At 69.0% G+C, this 19,222-nt stretch carries 6 protein-coding genes; 5 read left to right on the forward strand and 1 reads right to left on the reverse strand.

The annotated features are described in order from the left end of the window. Positions 1 to 15: 15 nt before the first annotated feature. Entirely contained in the window at positions 16 to 924 is a 909-nt protein-coding gene (locus Q0817_RS06235; RefSeq protein WP_298585295.1) for a restriction endonuclease, read from the reverse strand. Positions 925 to 1,587: 663 nt separating this feature from the next. On the opposite strand from Q0817_RS06235, the gene Q0817_RS06240 reads away from it, so the two are divergent. From Q0817_RS06240 to Q0817_RS06260, 5 genes are all read left to right on the forward strand, one after another. After that, complete coding sequence (locus Q0817_RS06240; protein WP_298585296.1) at positions 1,588 to 2,403, forward strand: hypothetical protein; 816 nt, start codon at positions 1,588 to 1,590, stop codon at positions 2,401 to 2,403. 124 nt (positions 2,404 to 2,527) lie between these two features. Continuing rightward, a complete protein-coding gene (locus tag Q0817_RS06245) occupies positions 2,528 to 5,419 on the forward strand; it encodes a helicase-related protein (protein ID WP_298585297.1) in 2,892 nt (963 codons plus the stop codon). 3 nt (positions 5,420 to 5,422) lie between these two features. Continuing rightward, positions 5,423 to 10,189 carry an Eco57I restriction-modification methylase domain-containing protein gene (locus Q0817_RS06250; protein WP_298585298.1) on the forward strand — a complete coding sequence of 1,589 codons (4,767 nt, stop codon included), beginning with the start codon at positions 5,423 to 5,425 and terminating at the stop codon, positions 10,187 to 10,189. Continuing rightward, positions 10,186 to 16,725 carry a DEAD/DEAH box helicase gene (locus tag Q0817_RS06255; protein WP_298585299.1) on the forward strand — a complete coding sequence of 2,180 codons (6,540 nt, stop codon included), beginning with the start codon at positions 10,186 to 10,188 and terminating at the stop codon, positions 16,723 to 16,725. Before Q0817_RS06250 ends, Q0817_RS06255 begins: the two co-directional genes overlap by 4 nt. Next, positions 16,722 to 19,082, forward strand: a complete 2,361-nt coding sequence (locus tag Q0817_RS06260) for a UvrD-helicase domain-containing protein (protein WP_298585300.1) — start codon at positions 16,722 to 16,724, stop codon at positions 19,080 to 19,082. The genes Q0817_RS06255 and Q0817_RS06260 overlap by 4 nt, the downstream gene beginning before the upstream one ends. Positions 19,083 to 19,222: the final 140 nt, after the last annotated feature.

A 19,222-nucleotide genomic window follows, 5' to 3' on the forward strand; every position in this document is an offset into this window, starting at 1 on the left:
TCCGATGTTCCACTCTCACATGCCCTCGAAGAAGTCCTCGTCGACGTCGACGATCTCGTAGGTCTGCTTCACCTGGACGCCCACCTTGTACTTCAGCATCAGCTTCACCAGCCGTGCGCCGTCGATGAGGATGGGCCGGGACGGGACCATCCCGGCATACTCTTTCGCCCCCTGGGTGAAGGTGCTCGTGGTGATGAAGATGCCTTTCGACGCACCGCGGCCGTGCAGAGCACCGACGAACGCCTGGATGGCCTCACGGCCGACGTTGTTGCCGTCGGCATAGCGCTTGGCCTGGACGTAGATCTGGTCCAAGCCCAGCGGGTCCTGGTCGATCACCCCGTCCACACCGCCGTCGCCGCTGCCGCCGATCCTCTGACCGCGGGCCTCCGCGCCGCCGTATCCCATCTTGAGAAGCACGCGCACGACGGCCTCCTCGAAGAAGTCGGGATGACTGTCTCTCAATCTCATGAGGAGCTCGTCCCCGACCTCTGTATTGAGCTGGTCGACGCCCTGGTCGATCTTTTCCAACGGATCGAGAGCCTCCACGTCCCGCACGACTACGGTTCCTGCATCTTCAGTGGACTCGGTTCGCCAGTACGGCATGAAGAAAGTGTTCGCGGTGCTGTAGTTCATCCCCTCGGGATGTTCCACGAGCCATGCCCGCCCTGCGTCATTGATGGCATAGTGCGCCCGCTTGGGGCGGTCGATCAGGCCGGCCTTGGAGAGGTGGCTCAACGTCCAGCCCATCCTCTGCGCGTAGCGCAGGCCACCGGTGTTGAGACGCTCGGCTCGGGCTGCGTCACTCAGCTGGGCTATTTCCGCGGCACGGTCGATGAGCTCTCTGCGGTGGTAGGTCTCACCGTCGCTGAGCACCTCAAGCATCGGCTTCAGGAACTCGGGCCAGGTTGGCACCTCAGTCTGCACAGAGTGGCCATTCATATCCACGGTGTTTCCCCTCTATCCCTCCGAAAACTCTCGGTGTGAGAACGTATCGACCGGCGTTGCCTCACGGCGACTCTCTCACGCCTGACGCCGAGCGGCGTGGCGACACCTGGCCATCAGCGGCTTGCTTGACCGCCGAGTCCTCAAGACGCGACGCTGGAAATGCCCCGAGGATCCAGCACATCAGTTCGAGACAGTTCCCCGATCCGCGAACTTCTGCATCGAGATGAGAATTGTCCGTCTCCATCCACGCTGAGCGGATGAGGTCTTGTCCCCCGAATGCGGGACTCCGTGGCTCGTGCGGGGGCCTCGGCGCTGCCGTTGGGTCGAATAAGTCAAAGCACGGTCCGGACGAATACCTCGTTGTCGTGTCACGTTGAGCGCAATCGACACAGATGCTTAAGACTCGAACTCATGAGAATTCCTTCCCGCCGCCTACCCGCTGCCGTGCTCCTGGCCTGTGTTCTAGGGGTGAGCGCGTGCGCCGGCGGCCCGGTGGACGACGGTCCCAGTCTTGACGAGCCTTCTCCCGCGAGCTCAAGCGCTTCCACCACCGCAGTCACCCCGACTCCCCCGCAGGGTTCAGCGAGCGCACTCGCCTCCCCCGCTGCTGACCCCTCTCCCTCGGGTCAGGCAGAGCTGGCGGTGGCGTTGCCGCAGACCTTCACGTCCCCGGACGGGTCATTGAGTTTCCAATACCCAGCGGGCTGGACTGTCGAAGTCCCCGAGGGCAACTCTGAGGAGATCAGTCAATGGAACCTCACCGACGCCGAGGGCCTGCAAGTGCTGTCCCTGACGGTGCGGCCGAATGAGGACATGTACAAGGTCAGCCCGCCGCTGACACCAACGGTCATTCCCCAGGGGCAGATCCCAGGAGCGGTGGATCAGATCGGCACGCCGACGGTCGCTGCGGTAGCGACTTCGCCCGGCCACAGTCGAGGGAGCGACGCCAGCGTGCTCTACGGGATGACCTCGGCCACCGGGGCTGACCCGGTCTTCGGCGACATCCGATGGGGCAACGGTTTCCTGCTGTCCTTCAGCGGGCACCAGATGCTGGGCCCGAACGATCAGGTGGATATGCCGGCTGAGGCCGAGAATTTCGCGGCGAGCACGCGGTTCCGCACCCAAATCCTGCCCGTCCTCCAGTCCCTCACCGCCACTCCTGTCCCCGGGAAGACAGGCGGAGAAGGTATTGCCGCTGCACCAGATCCAGCCGTCGGAGCTGCCTGTGCAGGGGTCCAGTACGCCTATGTGAACCTCCAAGGCGTCACGTGTCAGGAAGCCAAGGCAATCCTGCAGGTGGTTTCCGACACCGGCGAACCCATCGGTACTCGGGGCCGGCGCACCGCTGAGTACCACTGCTTCTGGTCCAGCGCGGGGGAACGAGACGCCGGACTGGCTGACGTGCTCTGCCGCGACCGAGCTGACGGCTCGGACCTGTTCGACGCCTATTACCGCTGATGCCTGACCTGGTGCAGGCCCCGGTGTCGCACGGTCTTGCACCAATCTCCGATGCCATGAGACTGAACAGTAGGTTTCTTCCCTAGACTGCTGATGGCCGCACCCCCCACCCCTGGAGATCGTCATGCCCGACCAAGTGCTGGACATCGCCCCCGGCGCGATCGTCGTCGTCCGGGACGAGCAGTGGCTGGTCTCCTCGGTGGAGCAGACGGCGGACGGCGACCTGCTGACGGTTCGGGGCGTGAGCGAGCTGGTCGAGGGCACAACCGCGCAGTTCTACACGAGCATCGACACAGTGACGACGACGGACCCGGCGAACACCCGCGTGGTCGCCGATGAGAGCTCGCACTACGTCCGGTCCCGCCTGTGGCTGGAGTCCACGCTGCGCAAGACCTCCCTGCCGATCTCGGACCCGCGCCCCGTGATGGCCCCCCAGGCGCTGGCGGACCCGCTGTCCTATCAGCGCGAGGCCGTCGTGAAGGCCCTGGAGCCGGACCGGCTGCGCAGCCGTCTCCTGATTGCGGACGCCGTGGGACTGGGCAAGACGCTCGAGATCGGCATGATCCTCTCCGAGCTGATGCGCCGCGGCCGGGGACGCCGCATCCTCATCGTCACGCCACGCCACGTGCTGGAGCAGATGCAGCACGAGATGTGGACGCGCTTCGCCATCCCGTTCGTGCGCCTGGACTCGGAGGGCGTCCAGCAGGTCAAGCAGAAGCTGCCGGCCACCCGGAACCCGTTCACGTACTTCGAGAAGGTCATCATCTCGATCGACACCCTCAAGCAGGACCGGTTCGTCCACGACCTGCGGCGGCACCACTGGGACGCGGTGGTCATCGACGAGTCGCACAACGTGACGAACCAGTCCACGCAGAACAACCAGCTAGCCCACACGCTGGCCCCGAACACGGAGGCCTTGATCCTGGCCTCGGCCACCCCGCACAACGGCCGCAACGAGTCCTTCGCGCAGCTGCTGACCTTGTTGGAGCCCACGAGCGTGGGCGCGGACGGCAGCATCAGCACGGCCGCGGTGGGCAACCTCATGATCCGCCGCCACCGCTACTCGGAGTCGGTCAAGAACGAGGTCGGCGACAAGTGGGCCGAGCGGAAGCCGCCCCGGCACGTCCTCGCGGAGCCCAGCCCGGAGGAACTGGAGGTCGCGCACGAGATCGCTGCCACCTGGACGCACCCGAAGGGCTCCGCCCCGGTCACGGGCGCGGGCTCCCGCCTCTTCCCGTGGACCTTGGCCAAGGCGTTCCTCTCCTCCCCGGTGGCCCTGGCGGAGACCATCGCCGCCCGACTGAACACCCTCGAGGGCAACGTCGCCGCCGGTGCCGAGCGCGAGGCCCTCGTCCGTCTCCGCGAGTTCAACGCCGCCTGTCTGTCCCAGGACGGCGGCACCCCGCGCTCCGGCAAGTACAACGAACTGCTGAACCAGTTGCGGGAGAAGAAGATCGGCCCGCGCTCCCCCGAGCGCGTGGTGGTCTTCGCCGAGCGCGTGCCGACCCTGCGCTGGCTGCGCGACAACCTCCTGCGGGACCTGAAGCTCAAGGACGACCAGGTCCGCATCCTCCACGGCGCGCTCACCGACGTGGAGCAGCAGGAAATCGTGGAGTCCTTCAAGCAGTCCACGAGCCCCATCCGCGTCCTGGTCACCGGCGACGTGGCCTCCGAGGGCGTGAACCTCCACCAGCAGTGCCACGAGCTGATCCACTTCGACATCCCGTGGTCGCTGATCCGCATCGAGCAGCGCAACGGCCGCATCGACCGCTACGGGCAGGAGCACCCGCCGCAGATCACCACCCTGCTCCTCGACCTGCAGGGCGTGGAGGGCTTCACGGGCGACGTGCGCGTGCTGACCCGTCTGATCGAGCGCGAGCGCGAGGCGCACGAGAAGCTCGGGGACGCCGCCTCACTGATGGGCGAGTACTCGGGCACCGCGGAGGAGGCCGCAATCATCGAGGTGCTGCGCGGCGCCAAGGACTTTGACGAGGCGGTCCCGGCCCCGGAGCAGGCGCTCGCGCAGCAGGAGGACTGGCTCTCCCTCCTGCTCCGAGCCGACACCCAGAAGGACACGCCGAAGAACGACGACGCCCTCCGGGCCGCGCCCTCCGGCGGGCGCCCAGCGCCGGTGCGCACCGCACTCTTCGGCTCGGACGTGGACTACCTGCTGGCCGGGCTGACGGAGCTCTACGGCGAGCCGAGCCGGGAGCGTGCCGGCGGCGGTGTGGGTCTGCGCATCGAGCACAACAACGCGGGACGGATCCAGCTGGTCTCCTTCGAGCCGAGCGCGGACCTGCGCCAGCGCCTGGCCGCGCTGCCCCAGTCCTACCTCAAGGAGCGGCGGGTGCTGGACCGGATGCAGCTGACCCCGGACCGTGCGACGGCGGAGGCCCGCCTGAGCGCGGCGCTCAACGACACGAACGGCAGCTCCTGGCCGGACACCCACTTCCTCTCGCCCATGCACCCGGTGCTGGACTGGGTGGCCGACCGGTCGCTGGCCCACCTGGGCCGGGAGGAGATCTTCGCGGTGCAGGGCGACGTCGCCGTCCCGACCGTCGTGGTGCAAGGCATCGTCACGAACCGCCGCGGCCAGAACATCGCGGTGGCGCACCTGACCGTGCAGTTCATGGGCGCGGTCCCCGTGCCGCAGGCCTACGACGACCCGGCGGACCTGTTCGGCGACCTGGGCCTGGGGCCGGAAACCGTCGGTGTGCCGGTGCAGGACCCGCAGCAGTACGGGCAGCTGATCCCGCAGGTCGTCGAAACGGCCCAGTCCTTCGTCGACGAGATGATGGCGCACAGCGCCCGGCAGCAGGCGGAGGAGCGGGCACAGGCGTGGGTGGACCGCATGGACCGGTGGGAGCACGGCGCCGAGGGGGTGGCGGCCCAGACGCAGCTGTTCCGCCGCTCCCGCTCCGCGGTGGAGGCGGAGCGCCGCCTGGCCCGGGAGATGCTCCCCGACCGGACCTACGTACGTCCACTGCTCGTCGTCGTGCCCACAGGAGGGAAGTGAGCCATGCCCACCAGTGATGCCCTGGTCGTTGTCAACGACTGGATCAGCGAGTTCTACTTCACGGCCGACGAGACCTCCGGGACCTTCCTGGCTGCGGCCAGGAACCTCGTCAAGCAGTGGAAGGAGGACGCCGAGGACTCCCCAGCGGAGCAGAGCCCGCTCGAGCGCTTCACCAGCTCCCGGCAGTCGCTCCTCTCCCAGCTGATCGACCTCCACGCCCGCGCCGCGGAGCTGGAGCCGAACGCCACGGACCGGCAGCGCCGTGAGGTGCTGGCCCGCTCGTCGGCGGCGGTCGCGGAGCGGCTCCGCACGGTGCTGGGCTTCGGAACAAACCCGAAACGCAGCACGGGAGCACTCCACCGGTATGCGGGGCTCGACCTAGCAGAGCCCACCGTCGCACTTATCGATGCCGTGGCCGCCGAGACCCCGGAGGAGCTGCTGACCAAGAACCGCGGCCTCCTCACCGAGGACGTGGTCCTCCACCCCGACGACGCCGCCCCGGGCGACCCCATCTCCTCCGTTGCCGAGCTGCTGTCTGCCCTGGTCTCCGAGGAGCAGCCGCCGCGCTACATGCTGGTGCTGGCCGGCCGCACCACCGTACTCACCAGCGAGGACGCCTGGCCGCAGGGCCGCTACCTGGCGATCGACCTGCAGACCGTCGCCGAGCGCGGCGACGCCCGGTCCGGAGGAGAGATCCAACGGGCGCTGGCGTGCCTGTCAGCGCCCTCCCTGGCACCGAACCCGACCGGGACGATCTGGTGGGACGCCCGGCGCGAGGAGTCGGTGCGCAACGCCGTGGGCGTGTCCAAGGACCTGCGCGACGGCGTGCGGGAGTCCATCGAGATCATCGCCAACGAGGTGGTGGCCCGGCGCAAGGCCCAGGGACTGCCGCCGCTGCCGGACGACCAGGCCCAGCCGCTCGCGGTGCAGTCGCTGCGCTACCTCTACCGCATCCTGTTCCTGCTGTACGCGGAGGCCAGCCCGGAGCTCGGCGTGGTGCCCACGGGCGATCCGGAGTACGCGGCCGGCTACTCGGTGGACCGCCTGCGCGAGCTGACCCTCAAGCCGCTGACCTCCCGCTCGGAGGGCGGCACGCACTTCTACGAGTCCCTCCAGGTGCTCTTCGACCTGGTGGAGACCGGTCATCCTCAGGAGGAGACGGCGCAGGAGCAGGCTGACGAAGCCGCGCGCGAGGGTCTGGTGTTCGAGCCGCTGCGCTCGGACCTCTTCCGCCCGAACCGCACGCAGTTCATCAACGAGGTGAAGCTCGGCAACAAGGCCCTCCAGCAGGTGCTGCAGCGCCTGCTCCTGACCAAGGAGCGCCGCGGCCGGGACCGCGGCTTCATCAGCTACGTGGCGCTGGGCATCAACCAGCTCGGCGCGGTCTACGAGTCCCTGATGAGCTACACCGGTTCCTTCGCCAACGGCACACTGGTGGAGGTCGCCCGGCGCGGTGACCCGTCCGACGGTTCGTGGGTGGTCCCGGAGGAGCGCCTGGACGAGGACCTGCGCGAGCACCTGGTGCTGGTCCACGACGAGCTGGGCCGCGAGGTGCCCCGCACCTACCGCCACGGCGAGTTCGTCTTCCGCCTCTCGGGGCGGCAGCGCCAGCAGTCGGCCTCCTACTACTCCCCCGCCGTGCTCACCGAGTTCACGGTCCAGCAGGGCCTGGCGGAGTTGCTGGCCGACGACCCGCCGTCCCACGAGATCCTGGGCATGTCCGTGTGCGAGCCGGCGCTGGGCTCCGGGGCGTTCGCCATCGAGGCCGTGCGGCAGCTGGCGAAGGCCTACCTGGACAAGCGCGAGGAGGAACTGGGCGAAAGGGTCGATCCCGAGGACTACGCCGCCGAGCTGCAGAAGGTCAAGGCCTACATCGCCCTGCACAACGTTTACGGCGTGGACCTGAACCCCACCGCCGTGGAGCTGGCCGAGGTCTCCTTGTGGCTGGACACCATGGCCCGCGGCCTCAAGGCACCGTGGTTCGGGCTGCGGCTGCGTGCTGGCAACTCCCTGGTCGGTGCCCGGCACGCGGTCTACGACGCCGGGGTGGTGCAGAAGTCGCTGCCGAAGCACCGCATGCAGGCCCCCGCCCGCCACGTCCCGCTGGAGCGCGGCGTGGCCGGTTCGGGCGGGATTTTCCACTTCCTGCTGCCCGCCGAGGGCTGGGGTGCGGCTGGCGTGAACAGCGAGATCAAGAAGGTGGCCCCCGCGGAAGCCAAGGCCCTGCGCGACTGGGCCGCCCGGGTCCAGAAGAAACCGTCCAAGACGCAGCTCAACGAGTTGCTCTCGCTGACGGAGCGGATCGACGACCTGTGGCAGCTGGCCCGCCGCCGCATGGTCGAGGCTGAGAAGCAGTCCCGCCGCTCGATCGACGTGTGGGGCGCCGCGTTGGAGCCGGGCGGGGCGGTGACCCGCGAGGAGATCGAGGCTTCCCTGCGCGACCCGAACTCCGCCTATCGCCGCCTGCGTCTGGTCATGGATGCCTGGTGCGCGATGTGGTTCTGGCCGGTCACCCAGGACCCGGACCGCCCGGCTCCGCCGGAGTTCGAGGAGTGGCTCGGGGTGCTCCGCCGGATCGTGGGGCAGAAGTTCGCCGGACGCCGCGGACGGCAGGACGAGCACTTCGGCCAGAGCGACTCCGAGTGGGAGACGCTCGAGGGCATCGAGGCGATGTTCCCGGCGGAGAACGCCGCGAGCATCGACCAGCTGCTCGAGGGGGTCCCGTGGCTGCGCACCGCGCAGGCGATCGCCAAGGAGCAGCGCTTCTTCCACTGGGAGCTGGACTTCGCGGCGGTGTTCGCCCGTGGCGGTTTCGATCTCCAGGTCGGCAACCCTCCGTGGGTGCGACCTGACTTGGATGTAGCCGCTCTCCTCGGTGAGAGCGATCCCTGGTGGACACTCACCGACAAGCCCTCCGAGGCAGCCAAAAAGGGCCGCAGGGCTTGGTCTCTGAAACTGCCCGGGGCATCGGAGGTTTTGTTGTTGGGCGCACGGGACGCCACGGGACTGTCTGAGTACGTAGGTGCCGTCAGTGAATATCCCGAGCTGGAGGGAACCCGCCCAGATCTGTACCGAGCCTTCATGTCTCAAACCTGGCGCCATGCTTCGGGGCAAGGACACACTGCCCTCATCCACCCCCCGAGCCACCTGACCGACGCCAAGGGATACACGCTTCGCCGTCACACCTACCGCCATCTGCGACGCCACTGGAATTTCTTGAATGAGCTCCAACTATTTAAAGAAGTCGACCACCACCAGACCTACGGCGTCAATGTGTACGGATTTGAGCGTTCTCCCGCATTCTTGAACGCAGTCTCGATGTACCACCCGTCCACTGCGACCGGCTCGCTGGCCCACAACGGCGACGGTTCGGAACCGGGTTTTAAGAACGAGGACGGAAAGTGGGATCTGCGTGCGCACGCGTCCCGTATCGAGCACGTTGACCGGGATGTGCTCAGCACCTGGCATGCGCTGATGGAATCCGGGTCCTCGGAAATACCCGTGGACGAGACCCGCATCGTTTTCACCGTTAATCACTCCGCCAGTGATGTACTCCAACGATTGACAGCGACGCACACGCTCCGCGAGTGCAATCCGCAGTTCAGCACTGGCTGGAACGAAACGAACGGACGCCGTGACGGCTACTTCGAATCTCGGTGGGGACCAGCCGCCTCATGGGACGACGTCATCCTGCAGGGCCCCTATTTCCACGTGGGCACTCCGTTCTATTCCTCCCGCAACGAGACCATGCGCGGCAACCATGACTATTCGCCGGTGGACCTTGAGTTACTACCCTCCGACGCTCTGCCGATCACCGAGTACAAGCCGATCCACGAGACAGATGTCGACGGGTCGGTGTCCACCGCTCGCTATGACCGCGACTACGGTTCCTGGGAGATTCCGGACCCATACCATCCTGGTGAAATACGGCGGGTTTCCGTGCGAAGCCAGTACCGCGTCATGTGGCGCACCATGGCCGCCACAACCGGAGAGCGCACACTGATTCCGGCCCTCTTCCCGCCTGGCCCCGCGACCGTGGACGCCGTCAGTTGCCAGGGATATTCAGCACATAAGCTCAGCACCCTTTCTCTGGCAACGGCAAGTATGAGTTCACTGCTCTCTGACTTTCTGATCAGATCCACCGTTGGAAAGCACATCCGGCGACCGGAGTCGACTCGCCTCCCTCGCATTCCCGACGGCCACCCACTGGCCTCAGCCGCCATCCTCCGGATTCTGCGACTGAACTGCCTCACCGAGGCTTATGCACCCCTTTGGGAAGAGTGCTGGGACCCGGCCATGGCGCAGGACTCCTGGACCGGCGGCCGAGAGCGCCCGAACCGGCCGCACCTGGGCGATGTCGCTGGTCAGTGGTGTGCTGAAACGCCGTTGCGCGTCGATGAGGACCGTCGTCGTGCGCTGGTGGAGATCGACGCGATCATGGCGCACGTGACCGGGGTGCCGATCGACGAGCTCTGCACGATCTACCGCACCCAGTTCGGGGTGCTCTACACCTACGACCGCGGGGAGGACAAGCGCGCCAAGATCTACGACGCGAACGGGCGTCTCATCCCCTCGGCGGTGCGCACCGCGTGGAACAAGGCGGGGCGGCCGGGAACCGGCCTGCGGGAGGCCGACCGGACGTACACGACCTCGTCCGGCCGGGAGGTCGTTGCGGCCGAGCCGTTCCGCATCCTCGACCGTGAGGCGGATCTGCGGGAGGCCTATGCGGTCTTCGCCGAACGCCTGGCGAGCACGGGCGGCCGGGCATGAGCGAGCTGCTGCCCACCCTGCAGGCGGAAGCCACCCAGTCCGCGCTGGTCGAGTACATCACCACGGCGATCGAGTTCTCGGACCAGTACGCCCGGGACGCCTTCAGCTCCTTCCTGCAGTACCCCGAGCACGGGATCTTCCGGGGCCCGTTCCTGCGCACGCGCCTGCCGTTCGCGGCGGACGAGAGCGACCCTTCGTTGGCGGTGTTGCCGGAATGGTTCACGCCGTACGCGCACCAGGCGGCGGCGTTCCGGCGGCTGACCACCTCGCCGGAGGTCACTGGGGACCGGGATCGGGCCGGGCTGCGGATCCCGGAGCCCACAATTGTCACGACCGGCACGGGCTCCGGCAAGACCGAGTCCTTCCTCTACTCGCTGCTGGACTACGCGGTGCGGGCCCGGAAGGCGGGTGTGCACGGGATCAAGGCGATCATCCTCTACCCCATGAACGCCCTGGCCAACGACCAGGCGGGACGCCTGGCACGGATGATCCACGAGGACCCCGCCCTGAAGGGCGTGACGGCCGCGCTGTACACCGGGGAGCACTCCGGGGCACCGCGCACGGCGATGAGCGCCGACGGGCTCATCGAGGACCGGCACACCATCCGTTCCTCCGTGCCGGACATCGTGCTCACCAACTACAAGATGCTGGACCAGCTGCTGCTGCGGAAGCCCGACCGGCCGCTGTGGGAGCACTCCGCCGAGTCGCTGCGCTACCTGGTGCTGGACGAGTTCCACACCTACAACGGCGCCCAGGGCACGGACGTCGCCCTGCTGATCCGGCGCCTACGGCTGCTCCTGGAGCGGCTGGCCCCGCAGCGCACGCACCTGGTCCCCGTGGCCACTTCCGCCACGCTGGGCGACGACCGGGACATCGCCCCCGTCGCCGAGTTCGCCACGACGATCTTCGGCGTGGACTTCGGCACGGACGCCGTGGTCACCGAACGGCGCGTGGGGCAGGAGACGCTGCAGGAGCAGGCCCGCGCCCGTCTGGACCTCGCCGGCCTGGAGGCCGAGGAGCGGCCGACCGCCGGGCAGCTGCAGCCCGTCCTCGATTTGCTCCCCGGCAGCAACGACGGTCTTCTGCCGGACTCGAGCGAACTGACGTCCGCCGTCGTCGACGTCCTGTGGACCGGCGCGGGCGGCGAGCGCGTGTCGGAGCTCCGGGGGACCGATGACGCCGCTGTCCGGGACCTGTTCCTCGCCCACCCCCTCGTGGGGCGGCTCCTGGAGCGCACCGCTACGGCGACGACCACGGCGGAGCTGGCCCAGGCACTGGTCCCCCACCTGGACGCGCTCGGCACCGGGGGACGGCTCGTCGAAGCGCTGTGCGCCGCGCTGTCCCATGTGCGGTCGCGGGCCGAGCGCAACAGCTTCCCGAACGTCGAGGCCCACCTGTGGACCCGCGAAGTCTCCCGCGTGGACCGGGCGGCCTCGCCCGTGCCGGCCTTCGCGTGGAGCGACGACCGCACCACGCACGACGGCAGCTTCCTGCCGGCGATCTACTGCCGCCACTGCGGCCGCTCCGGTTGGGGCCTGGCGCTGACCGGCATGGACGACCTGATCGTCAAGCCCCAGCGCATCCGTCAAGAGCACGTCCGGCGCACCGGGCGCTTCCGCACCCTCATCTCCGGGACCGGCGCGGACCCGGGCGACGACGACCGCCTGCGCTACCTGGACCCCGAGCGGCGGAGCCTGGAGAGCCGCCCGCCGTCAGACGAGACCGCCGACGTCGACAGCCTCCCCGTGCTCATGCACGTGGGGATCGAGGCGGAGGGACACTCCAAGGACGACACCTGCCCGGCGTGCCAGGAGAAGGATGGCATCCGGTTCGTCGGCGCCAGCACCGCGACGCTGCTGTCCGTGGCGCTGTCCAGCTTGTTCGGCACGGCAGGGCTGGACCCAAACGAGAAGAAGTCGCTGGTCTTCACCGACTCCGTCCAGGACGCCGCCCACCGGGCAGGCTTCGTGGAGGCGCGCTCCCACTCGCTGGCCCTGCGCTCGGCGATCGAGTCCTCGCTGGACGACCGGCCGCGGCCGGTGCGGGAGATCGCCGAGCGCATGATGGCCGCCGCCGGCTCCCCTGAGGACCGGTACCGGCTGCTGCACCCCTCGATCGCGGAGAACACCTCGGTGCGCGGGTACTGGGACGACACCCAGCCCGCCCGGCAGCGGCGGCGAGCGCAGGAAAACGTCGCCACGCGGCTCGAGTTCGACCTGGAGCTGGAGGCCGGCCTGGTCGGCTCCTACGGGCGCACCCTGGCCACCACGGGCACCGCGGCCGCCTCCGTGGACGTCTCGGCGGAGGACGCGCTCGCGGTCGGACAGCGGGTGCTGGAGCGGATCGCCCAGCAGATCAGCTCCGAGACCGTGAAGAGCGGCCCGGCGGGCGACCATCGCACCGAGCTGTGGGTCCGCGGGGTGCTCGAGCGCCTGCGGGCCGACGGGGCGATCGCGCACGAGTGGCTGGTGCCCTACCGCAGGAAGGGCGGGCTGCGGTACCAGATCTGGGGCGGCCGCCGACCCAAGGACGTCATGCCGGCCTTTCCTCCCGCGCGACGGTCCCCTCGCTTCCCAACCACGGGCCGGCTAAACGCCCGGAGCCTTTTCACCGATCCGAGCAACCGGCAGAGCTGGTTCGTGGACTGGACCGCACGGTGCCTGGGCACGGACTTCCGCACCGCCGGCCACCTCATGAAACCGCTGTTCACGGCGCTGACCGAGGCCGGTCTCACGGACACCGTCTCGGTGTCCGAGCACGGCCGCACCACCGCCGAGAGCTACGGGTTGCGGCCAGAGCGTGTGGTGATGGCGCGGGTCCCGGAACCGGCGCGCGCCCTGCGCTGCTCCGCCTGCGGGGAGACCGTCACGGGCGTTCCGACAACGCTGGAGGCCTTCACCGGTGGCCCGTGCACGGCCTACCGCTGCAAGGGCGGCCTGCGCTGGGCCGAGCTGCGGAAGAGCTACTACCGCAGCCTCTACACCGGGGACATGCGCCGGGTGATCGCCCGCGAACACACCTCCCTGCTGCAGACGGACACACGCCTCGAGTACGAGAACGCCTTCAAGGCGAGCGAGTCCACGCCGGGCGCCCCCAACGTCCTGGTGGCCACCCCCACGCTGGAGATGGGCATCGACATCGGCGATCTCTCGACGGTCGTCCTGGCCTCCATCCCGGACACCGTGGCCTCCTACCTCCAGCGCGTGGGACGCGCCGGGCGCCTGACCGGCAACTCCCTGGACCTGGCCTTCATGTCCACGCGCGGCCGGGGCTCGGCGTACATCGAGCCCGAGTTCATGGTCAACGGCTCGGTCCGTCCTCCGGCGGCCTATCTCTCCGCGGAGGAGATCCTCCACCGCCAGTACATCGCCTTCCTCATGGACCGCATGGCCGGCGACGACGGGATGCCCGTGCCCGCCCGCGGCGCCTCCGTCATGCGCTCGAGCACCCCCGGGACCTTCCTGGGCGAGATGCTCGCCGACGCACAGGCGCATGCGCAGGAGCGGCTCGACGAGTTCCTCTCCGCCTTCACGATCAGCGAGGACCCCCGCCGGGGCATCACCCGGGACGCCGCCGAAACCCTGCGCGGCTGGGCCACCTGGCCAGCGGACGGCCCCAGCGGACTCGAGTCCGCCGTCGGCAAGGCCGTCCAACGGTGGTTGCACGAGAAGGACGCCCTGCGCCACCGGCGCCAGAAGCTCACCGAGTTGCTCAAGGACATCGCCGAGGGCCGGCTCGTCATCACCGCCGACGACGACTCCACGGCCCAACAGCTCCGCGGCCAGCAGGAACTGCTCGACGCCCAGGAGCGCAAGCTCGGGGAGGTCGAGGACCCCGAGGCCCGCGCGCGGGAGGAGAAGCGCCTCGCCGGCGGCCAGATGCGGCTGCGCGCCGAGGAGTCCCGGATGAGCCACGAGCACTGGATCGGCGTGCTCGAGCGCTTCGGGCTGCTGCCGAACTTCACGCTTCTCGACGACGCCGTGAGCCTGGACGTCACCCTGATCTACCAGGACGACGACAACCAGTGGCAGCACATCCCGGCCGACTACGAGCGCTCGGGCTTCACCGCTCTCACCGAGCTCGCGCCCGGCAACCACTTCTACGCCGGCGGCCACGAGCTCACGATCGACGCCGTGGACCTCGGCACCGACGGCGCCGGCGTGGGCCACCGGGCCTTCTGCCCCGACTGCGGGCACAGCCAGGACATCTCCGCCGCGGAGCGGCCGACCGTCTGCCCCCGGTGCGGGCACCCGGGCATCGCCGACGAGGGGCAGCACCTGCGCGTCGTCGAACTGACCAAGGTGTACTCAACGATGGAGCTGCACCGGGCCAAGATCGGCGACTCCTCCGAGGACCGCACCAGCCTGCACTTCGAGACCCTGACCGTGCCCGACTTCACCGCCGCCGAGACCCGCGCCCGCTGGTCGATCGAGGGCACCGGCGTGGGCACCGCCTTCCACCGCGGCACCCGGCTGACCCGGCTCAACGTGGGCCGTCCCCGGGAGGGAGCGCGCGAAGCCGTGCTCGGCGGGCAGAAGCAGCGCATCGGTGGTTTCACGATCTGCGCCGAGTGCGGTCACCTGGACGAGGACCTGCAGACCAACACGCCGCAGGAGCACCAGGCCTGGTGCTCCCAGCGCCGAGCCGAGAACCCCGAGGCCGTGTCCGCCGTGCTCTCCCGGGAGCTCGTCACCGAGACCGTGCTGATCAGCCTGCCGCCCTCCATCGGCGAGGACAGCACCGGACGCTCGCTATGGAGCTTCTACGCCGCCCTAATGCTGGGGCTGCGGGAACGCTTCGGCGGGGAGATCGGCCATCTGCAGATGGAGGTCGTGCCGGACACCGCCCGCCGCAACGCCGCCTCCCTGCTGCTGTTCGACTCCGTGCCCGGCGGCACCGGCTACCTGGCGGAGCTGGCCTCACCCCAGTCGCTGTGGAGCCTGTTCCGCGCAGCCCTCGAGCGACTGGTCGACTGCCCCTGCCGGAACGAGGAGCGGTCCGCGTGCTTCCGGTGCCTCATGCCGCACGTGCGGGCCAGCCACCGGGAGAGCCTCGGCCGGGCCCGCGCCGTCGAGATTCTCACCACGGTGCTCGACTCGTCCGCGCCGTCGGAGGAGATGACCTGGCGGGTCGCGGAGGGGGACGCTCCCGTGGAGGACGACTTCGAGTCGCACCTGGAGTCACGCTTCCGCCGCGTCTTCCGCGCCGCCGTGGCGGAGATCCCCGGTGCTCAGGTCGTGGACACCGTCGGCGACGGCGGCGCGGGCTTCTCCGCCGTCGTCGGGGACGTCAAGTACTCCTACACCCCGCAGGTCACCCTGGAGCACACCCAGCCCGACGCCGTGCTCAGCTGGCCCGGCCAGCACGGCATCCGCGGTGTCGCGATCTACCTGGACGGCAAGGCCTTCCATGCCACCGCTCAGCACAACCGGGTCGGCGACGACGCCCGGAAACGGGCCGGGCTCCGCGAGCAGGGCTATCTGGTCTTCGCAGTGACGGACCGGGATCTGACCGCGTTCGAGGCCCAGCGCCGGGGGGACGCCGCCGAGGACAGCGTGCTCGACGGCCTCCTGACCCCCCGATATGCCGACACGGTGATCGCGCAGGGGGTGATGGACACCGAGGACCTGGACTACGTCTGCGCGAATCCCGTCGCGCAGCTGCTGACGCTCATCGAGAGCCCAGCGCGAAACCCGCTCAAGCGGCAGCAGATGGTCTCCCAGTTCCTGAATCTGCTCCTCTTCGACGGGACGCCCCGGCAGGTCAGCACCGAGGACCTCGGACGCCAGACGCTCGGCGTCCTGGACGCCCCGGAGGGCGGGCCGCGGCCCGACGTTCCGGCGGGACCGGCCGCACCGGGATTCGTCCGCCGCCTCGGCCCGCTGGTCCTCCTGGGCACGGTCGAGGCACCCGTCAACCGGCTGGCGATCGCGCTGGACGACCGGGAGGAGGCGCTGCGCTCCGAGGAGTTCGACCTCGCCTGGCGGAGATGGCTCGCCCTCGCCAACCTGCGCCAGTCCCTGGAACCGGCCTCGACCACGCACATCGAGACGCGCAGCTCCCTGTCGGAGTGGATCGACGAGCACGCGGTCGAACGGGACTCGTGGGTGGACCTCCTGGTCCAGGCGGGGCAGCAGCCGGTCGGCGGACCGGACCGTCGTTCCACCGGCTCTCCTGGCTCTCCGAAACCCTCGGGCGCGGTGGATGTCGTCCCCGTGCCGAACACCGTCCGGTTGAGCTCCGAGTGGACGGACCTCATGGACGACGCCCTCACGCCCGAGGAGCGGCAGGTGCTCGAGATCGCCGGACGAGAGGGCATGCCCCTGCCCGAGGTCGGCGAGGAGATCGCCGGCATCCCGGTGGACCTGGCGTGGCCGGGCCTCGGCATCGCCTGGCTCAGCGAGGCGGCCAATGTCGAGGAGTTCGCCCGCGAAGCCCCCGGAACGTGGACGGTGCTCGGACCCGATGTCCGGAGCGCCCAGCATGTCCTCCAGCAGCTGCCGGGGACCGACGAGCAAGGAATGGTGAACCCGTGACAGCCCAGCCCAAGCAGCTCATCATGGACCGAGGCTTCCCGTCGAGCTACGACCGGTCGATCGCCGGCAAGGTCACCGCGACCATCGAGAAGCTCTTCAAGGACACCAGCACCAACGGTCTGCACGTCGAGCCGATCCAGAACTGCGCCGACAAGCGGGTGCGCACCGCGCGGGTGGACGACTTCCACCGCATGGTGCTCTTCGATCTGGGCGCCTGGATGCTGCTCTACGGCGTCTACCCGCACGATCGCGCCTACGTCGTCGCCGCCAAGGCCTACGCCCGGGTGAACCCCACGAGCGGTGCGGCCGAGATCCGCCAGGCCGAGGGCTCCGACGCGAACGCCAAGGACCGGTACACCGACTCGGAGCTCAAGGCACTCGTGGAGGCCCGCGCCGCCGACCTGCTCGCCGAGCGGCAGAGCGCCGACCTCAAGCCGCCGATGCCGGCGGCCGAGGAAGCCCGCCCGGATCCCTCGGTCCTGAGCGTCAATCCGCTGGCCGGCTACACGGCAGAGCAACTGACCGACGAGCTCGGCATCGACGGCCCCGTGGCCGAGTACGCGGTGGGCGCCCCGTCCGAGGAGGAGCTGCTCACCGCCCTGGGGCGCGTCGGCGGCTGGCAGGGCGATGCCCTGATGGACCTGGCCAGCGGTACGTCGCTGGACGAGGTGCGCGCAACGTACTCGATCGCTCAGGGCAGCGAGCCGACCGGCGGCACGGAGATCGGCATGCCGTCCGGGACCGAGGCAGTGGTCCGCGCCGCCACCGCCGAGCGGGCCGCTTCCCAGTTCCACCTCATCGAGGACGACGAGGCCCTCGCGCGGGCGCTGGCCAGTGGGAACTTCGACGCATGGCGTCTGTTCCTGCACCCCGACCAGCAGGAGTACGTGGACAAGGAGACCTCCGGCCCGTTCCGGCTCTCCGGCGGCGCCGGCACCGGCAAGACCGTGGTCCTGGTCCATCGCGCAGTGCGTCTGGCTCGCCAGAACCCCCAGGCACGGATCCTCGTCGTGACCTTCACCCGCAACCTCGTGGAGATGATCCGCGAGCAGGTCCGATCCCTGGGGCCGGACGTGCGGATGGCCGCAGGTCTCGGACAGCCCGGCATCAGCGTGCTCACCCTGGACCAAGTGGCCCACCGCGTGCTGGAGGATGCCGCCGGTTCCGAACGGCTTCCCTCCGCCATGAAGTCGGTGCTCGGATGGGGCATCCGGCGCATGCCCGACTACCGCAGCGCCGGCGCCTACGGAGCCAGTCCGTGGGAGGAGGCGATCGACGCAGCCGGCGCCGAGCTGCCCGAGAACCTCCGCAGCGTCCACTTCTTCCAGTCGGAGTACCAGGAGATCGTCCTGCCGGGGCAGATCACCGAAGAGATCGGCTACCTGCGGGCTCCGCGCCCGGGACGGGGGACCCGCCTCGGCCGTAACCAGCGCCGCGCCGTCTGGCAGGCCATCTCCCAGTACCGGGACGATGGTCTGGCCGCCCAGGCAATCGACTGGGACGAGGCCGCCGCCGTAGCCGCTGCGCTGCTTACCGGTGACTCCGGCGCGCCCCTGGCCGATCACGTGCTCATCGACGAGGGTCAGGACTTCACCCCCACGCGGTGGAAGCTGGCCCGGGCCGTCGTGGCCGAGAGACCGGATGACCTGTTCATCGCCGAAGACTCGAACCAGCGCATCTACGGCAATCGCATCGTGCTCGGGCACTACGGGATCAAGATCGTGGGCCGCTCCCGGCGCCTGCGGCTGAACTACCGCACCACGGAGCAGAACCTGCAGCTCGCCCTGAAAGTGCTCGCCGGGGGCTCCTATGATCTCGACGAGACCGAAGGCGACCACGAGGTGCACGCTACGGAGCGCGACCGCGACCGGTACATTTCTAGCCGCAGCGGCCCTCGGCCGCTCCTACTGCCAGCCGAGGACCTGGGGCAGGAGTACGACCGGGTGGCCGAGCTGCTCAAGACCTGGACCACCGAAGTGGAGGACAGCGGGCTGAAGGCCGGCACGCTGGGTGTCCTTACCCGCACCAAGAAGGAGCGCGACGCCTTCGTACGAGCGATGGGCGAGCGCGGCGTGGCTGTCGCGCCCGTGGACACCCGCGACGCCCCCAAGGGGACGCCAGCCGTCATGACACTGCACCGGGCCAAGGGCACCGAGTTCTCCCGCGTGGTGCTCTTCGGCGTGAGCGAGGGGTCAATTCCCAAGTTTTTCGCCGGTAGCACCTATGACGACCAGGCCCGGGAGCAGAGTAGTCTGCGGGAGCGCTCACTGCTGTACGTAGGCGCCACGCGGGCACGGGACATACTGGCGATCTCGTGGTGCAAGAAGGCGAGCCCTTACCTGCCGTCCATTGACTGAGTCTGCATAGCGCCAAAACGTACAACACTGCTGTTGTGCAACTCGCATTTCCACCCGAGGGAGCAATGGCCCACCGTTGCGCAGCGTAGAGAGACAACGAAGCCAGAAGTGATTGCCTCATACATCATGTTCACATGAAG

The organism is uncultured Kocuria sp. (assembly GCF_947500125.1).
Classification (GTDB): domain Bacteria; phylum Actinomycetota; class Actinomycetes; order Actinomycetales; family Micrococcaceae; genus Kocuria.

What these genes read in the sequence shown, in the direction of transcription:
- Q0817_RS06250 (WP_298585298.1), top strand. Translation starts at nt 5,423, where the DNA reads ATGCCCACCAGTGATGCCCTGGTCGTTGTCAACGACTGGATCAGCGAG.
- Q0817_RS06245 (WP_298585297.1), top strand. Translation starts at nt 2,528, where the DNA reads ATGCCCGACCAAGTGCTGGACATCGCCCCCGGCGCGATCGTCGTCGTC.
- Q0817_RS06255 (WP_298585299.1), top strand. Translation starts at nt 10,186, where the DNA reads ATGAGCGAGCTGCTGCCCACCCTGCAGGCGGAAGCCACCCAGTCCGCG.